Origin of the sequence: Streptomyces sp. NPDC058773, from assembly GCF_042746015.1 — a bacterium.
Taxonomy (GTDB): domain Bacteria; phylum Actinomycetota; class Actinomycetes; order Streptomycetales; family Streptomycetaceae; genus Streptomyces.
The window spans coordinates 1-5245 of the sequence record NZ_JBHYPE010000093.1 but is presented as its reverse complement, the minus strand read 5'-3'; the positions used below and the strand labels follow the sequence as shown (position 1 = coordinate 5245).

The 5245-nt window shown below is 74.3% G+C and carries 4 protein-coding genes; 3 read left to right on the top strand and 1 reads right to left on the bottom strand.

Annotated elements, in window-relative coordinates; all coding sequences use genetic code 11:
- Positions 1–140 precede the first annotated feature (140 nt).
- Entirely contained in the window at positions 141–1493 is a 1353-nt protein-coding gene (locus ACFW5B_RS35110; protein WP_386449152.1) for a dipeptidase, read from the bottom strand.
- Positions 1494–1669: 176 nt separating this feature from the next.
- On the opposite strand from ACFW5B_RS35110, the gene ACFW5B_RS35105 reads away from it, so the two are divergent.
- From ACFW5B_RS35105 to ACFW5B_RS35095, 3 genes are all read left to right on the top strand, one after another.
- Positions 1670–2875 (top strand): geranylgeranyl reductase family protein, encoded by a 1206-nt coding sequence (locus ACFW5B_RS35105; protein ID WP_386449149.1) that lies wholly within the window; start codon positions 1670–1672, stop codon positions 2873–2875.
- A gap of 316 nt (positions 2876–3191) precedes the next feature.
- Positions 3192–4484, top strand: a complete 1293-nt coding sequence (locus ACFW5B_RS35100; RefSeq protein ID WP_386449146.1) for a sensor histidine kinase — start codon at positions 3192–3194, stop codon at positions 4482–4484.
- On the top strand, positions 4481–5146 hold the full coding sequence (locus ACFW5B_RS35095; protein WP_386449143.1) for a response regulator: 666 nt from the start codon (positions 4481–4483) through the stop codon (positions 5144–5146). The genes ACFW5B_RS35100 and ACFW5B_RS35095 overlap by 4 nt, the downstream gene beginning before the upstream one ends.
- Positions 5147–5245 lie beyond the last annotated feature (99 nt).

Sequence of the window (5245 nt, the reverse complement as noted above, 5' to 3'; positions counted from 1 at the left end):
GGGGTCTGGTGTGTGGACGTAAAGCGAAGCAGTCCACACACCAGGCCCCGGAGGCCCGTCACCGCACCCACAAACCACCTGGCCCGCCGCAGGCGCAACGGCGAGCAACCCACACGGCGGGCCAGCCGAAAACGTGGGCCTCAAACGGAATAGCTCCGCAGGAAAATGGCCTCCGCCAGCGCCAGCCGCTCGAGTTCCTGCGGGGACACGCTCTCGTTGACCGCGTGGATCTGGGCCTCCGGCTCGCTGAGGCCGATGAGGAGGATTTCGGCGTCGGGGTAGAGGCCGGCGAGGGTGTTGCAGAGGGGGATCGAGCCGCCCATGCCGGCGATCTGCATCTCCGCGCCGTCGTAGGCCTCGCGCAGCGCCGCCGCCATCGAGGCGTACGCGGGGCTGGTGGTGTCCGCGAGGAACGGCTGGCCCTGTCCGATCTGTTCGACCGCGACGCGCGCGCCCCACGGGGCGGCGCTCTCCAGGTGAGCCGTCAGCAGCTTGGTCGCCTCGGCCGTGTCCGTGCCCGGCGGGACGCGGAGGCTGACCAGGGCGCGGGCGCCGGCGTGTACGGACGGGGTGGCGCCGACGACCGGCGGGCAGTCGATGCCGAGCACGGTGACGGCGGGACGGGCCCAGATGCGGTCCGCGACCGTGCCGCTGCCGAGGAGGCCGACGCCGTCCAGGACGCCGGCGTCCTTGCGGAAGTCCTCCTCCGGGTACTGCAGGCCCTCCCAGGTGGCGTCGGCGGCCAGGCCGTGCACCGTCGTCGAACCGTCCTCGGCGCGCAGTGAGTCCAGGATGCGGATCAGCGCCGCGAGCGCGTCGGGCGCCGCGCCGCCGAACTGGCCGGAGTGCAGATTGCCCGCCAGGGCGTCGACCTGGACGCGGAGCAGGGTCATTCCGCGAAGCGTCGCGGTGACCGTCGGCAGCCCCGGCCGGAAGTTGCCGGCGTCGCCGATGATGATGGCGTCGGCGGCCAGAAGTTCCGGGTGCGCCTCGGCGTACCGCTCCAGTCCGCCGGTGCCCTGCTCCTCCGAACCCTCCACGATCAGCTTGACGTTGACCGGGATGCCGCCGTGCTCCTTGAGCGCGCGCAGCGCCGTCAGATGCATGATCAGGCCGCCCTTGCAGTCCGCGGCACCGCGGCCGTACCAGCGGCCGTCGCGCTCGGTCAGCTCGAACGGCGGGGAGAGCCACGCGGACTCGTCCAGCGGCGGCTGTACGTCGTAGTGCGCGTACAGCAGGACCGTCGGGGCCCCGGCCGGGCCGGGCAGGAAGCCGTAGACGGACTGGGTGCCGTCGGGGGTGTCCAGCAGCGCCACGTCCTGGAAACCGTCCGCCCGCAGCGCGTCGACGATCCAGTTGGCGGCCGCCTCGCACTCGCTCCTGGGGAACTGTGCCGGATCCGCGACGGACTTGAAGGCGACCAGCTCGGCCAGTTCGTTCCTGGCACGGGGCTGCAGCGCGGCGACGGTCTGGGCGAGCGGGCTGTCAGACATGGAACGCTCCTTGTGGGCGCGGCGTTGTGCAGTACGGACCGGTCGGCCTCGTGAGCCGGACGGGCCGGACGTACGGGCATCGGCGCCCCCGATCTTCCCACAGGGCCTTCACACGAGGGCGGCCCGTAGGATGCGGGCGGTACACGCAGCCAGGCATCGAACGGGAAGAAGCACAGGTGAGCAGCGAGCGGGCAGCGGAGGACAACCAGCAGGTGTGGGACGTCGTGGTGGTGGGCGCGGGGCCTGCGGGCGCCTCGGCCGCACATGCCGCGGCCTGTACGGGACGCCGGGTGCTGCTCCTGGAGAAGGCGGACCTCCCGCGCTACAAGACCTGCGGCGGCGGCATCATCGGACCCTCCCGGGACTCCCTTCCGCCGGGTTTCGACCTGCCGTTGCGCGACCGGGTGCATGCGGTGACGTTCTCACTGAACGGGCGGCTGACCCGTACCCGCCGTGCCAAGAGCATGCTGTTCGGGCTGATCAACCGCCCCGAGTTCGATGAGCGGCTGGTCGAGTCCGCCAAGGACGCGGGCGCGACGGTCCGTACGGGCGTCACGGTCTCCCGGGTGGAGCAGCACGGCGTCGAGGTGCCGGACCGGCGGACCGTCGCCGTGGTGCTCGGCAGCGGTGAGGTGGTGCTGGCCCGCGCGGTGATCGGCGCGGACGGCAGCGCGGGCCGTATAGGGGCCCATGTCGGGGTCAAGCTCGACCAGGTCGACCTGGGGCTGGAGGCGGAGATCCCGGTGCCGCCGCCGGTGGCCGAGGACTGGGCGGGCCGGGTGCTGATCGACTGGGGGCCGATCCCCGGCAGCTACGGCTGGGTCTTCCCCAAGGGCGACACCCTCACCGTCGGGGTCATCTCGGCGCGCGGCGAGGGCGCGGCGACCAAGCGTTATCTGGAGGACTTCATCGGGCGGCTGGGCCTGGCCGGCTTCGAGCCGAGCGTCTCGTCGGGGCATCTGACGCGCTGCCGTGCCGAGGACTCCCCGCTGTCCCGCGGCCGGGTGCTGGTGTGCGGTGACGCGGCCGGGCTGCTGGAGCCGTGGACGCGGGAGGGCATCTCGTTCGCGCTGCGGTCCGGGCGGCTGGCGGGGGAGTGGGCGGTGCGGGTCGCCGAGGCGCATGACGCGGTGGACGCCCGTCGCCAGGCCCTCAATTACGCCTTCGCCATCAAGGCGGGCCTCGGGGTGGAGATGGGCGTGGGGCGGCGGATGCTCAAGGTCTTCTCGCGTCGCCCCGGGCTGCTGCATGCCGCGGTCACCGGCTTCCGCCCGGCCTGGCAGGCTTTCGCGAAGATCACCCGCGGGACGACGACGCTGGCCGAGATCGTGCGGACACATGGGGTGGCGCGACGGGCGCTGGAGGCGATGGACCGCGGCTGAGGCGGGGGCGCCTGGCCCGTGCGCGTTCGGACGGGGCTCGGCTCGGGGCGCGTACGGCTCGGTCCGGTGGCTCGTCCGCGGTAGGGCGGGTCCGGTGAGCCGTCGGCACGCCGGAAGTCCCCGCCCCGGGACGGCGTGAGGCCGGGGCCGGTGGGCCGGTGAGCCGCCACGGTCCGGTAGCCCGCGAGGGGCCCGGAAGCACGAGCGCCGCACGACGTCCCGGTGGACGCGAGCCGCGCCGTACTCCCCGGGGAGTAGGCAAGGGCACCGCGCCGGGCTGACGCCGCCGGGCCCCGCCGCGGTCTAGCGTGACGGCATGGAGAATGCACGGCCGCCGTGGGCGCGGCGCTGCGGCGGCCCGGTGTGGGAGCGGTGGGCGGCGGTTCCGCCCGGGGAAGCGCCCGGCCGGTACGGCAGCCGGCTGCCCTGGCTGTCGACCCTCGTCGTGACGCTGGTGGTGGCGGTCGGCTCCGGTTTCGCCGGCCACGACCAGCCGGGCCGCGTCCCGCTGGATTCCCTCGGCCGCGCGCTGCTGGTCGCGGGCGGGGCCCTGCTGCTCTTCCGGCGCCGCTCCCCGCGCACCGTCGTCATCGGCACCGCGGCCGTCGTCGCCGGTTACCTCGCGGCGGGCTATCCGTACGGGCCGGTCTTCCTCATCCTCGCCCTCGCCGCCTTCTCGGCGGTCGTCGCGGGGCACCGCACGGTCGCGTGGTGTGCGCTGGGCGGGGTGTGGCTCGTGCATGTGGTGGCTGCGCACTGGCTCTACCGGTGGCTGCCGCCGCCGCATGACGGGCCCGCGCCATGGGCGCAGGAACTGCTGGTCATCGCCTGGGTGGTGGCCGTGGTGGCGCTCTCCGAGCTGGTCCGGGTGCGCCGGGAGCGACTGGCGGAGGCGGCGGCCGAGCGGGCCGCGGCGGAGCGCCGCCGGGCGGACGAGGAGCGGCTGCGGATCGCCCGGGAGCTGCACGACGTCCTGGCGCACAGCATCTCCGTCATCAACGTCCAGGCGGGCGTGGGGCTGGCGCTGCTCGACAGCGACCCGGAGCAGGCGCGGTCCGCGCTGACCACCATCAAGGACGCGAGCAAAGAGGCGCTCGGCGAGGTCCGTCAGGTCCTCGGCGCCCTGCGCACCCCGGGGGACGCCCCGCGCTCCCCGGCCCCCGGACTGGACCGGCTGCCGGAACTCACCGAGCAGGCCCGCAGCGCCGGCCTCACCGTGGACGTCACCACCGAGGGCACCCCGGCCACGCTGCCGCCGGGCACCGACCTCGCCGCGTTCCGCATCGTCCAGGAGGCGCTGACCAACGTCGTGCGCCACTCCGGCTCGCGTACGGCCAGGGTGCTGCTCCGCCACACCCCCGGGGCGCTGGAGATCCGGGTCGACGACGACGGTCCGGCGACCGCCGGGGCGGGCGAACCGGGCGGCGGCAACGGGCTGGTCGGGATGCGGGAGCGGGCCGCCGCGCTGGGCGGCACCGTCGAGGCGGGCCCGCGCCCGGACGGCGGCTTCCGGGTCCGGGCCCGTATCCCGCTGGCCGGGCCGGGGACAGTGGACCGGGACCCGGGGGCGGATACGGTGACGCCCACCGCCACCGAGGAGGAGTCGTGATCCGGGTACTGCTCGCCGACGATCAGCTGCTGGTGCGGGCCGGCTTCAAGGTGCTGCTGGACGCCCAGCCCGGTATCGAGGTGGTCGCCGAGGCCGCGGACGGGCAGCAGGCGGTGGCCGCGGTCCGTGAACACCGCCCGGACATCGTGCTGATGGACATTCGCATGCCGGTGGTCGACGGGCTGGTGGCCACCCGCCGGATCACCGAGGACCCGCAGCTGCGCGAGGTGAAGGTCGTCATGCTGACCACCTTCGAGCTGGACGAGTACGTCTTCGAGGCGATCCGCTCGGGCGCCTCCGGCTTTCTGGTCAAGGACACCGAACCGGAGGAGCTGCTCCGGGCCGTGCGCGCGGTCGTCGCCGGTGACGCGCTGCTCTCGCCCGGTGTCACCCGGCGGCTCATCGCGGAGTTCGCGGCCCGCTCCAAGGAGCCGGCCGCGGCCGGTGCGCTGTCCGCGCTGACCGAGCGGGAGCGTGAGGTGATGGCGCTGGTCGGTATCGGGCTCTCCAACGAGGAGATCGCCCGCCGGCTGGTCGTCAGCCCGCTCACCGCCAAGACGCATGTCAGCCGCACGATGGTCAAGCTGGGAGCCCGCGACCGGGCCCAACTGGTCGTGCTGGCCTACGAATCGGGGCTGGTGCGGCCCGGCTGGCTGGGGTGAGCCGGGGCGATGGCCGGGTGACGGGCGCGGCCGATGCAGGGGCCTGGCCGGTGCGGTCCGGTGGGCGGTCGTGGGCCGGCCGCGTGACCGGCCCACTAC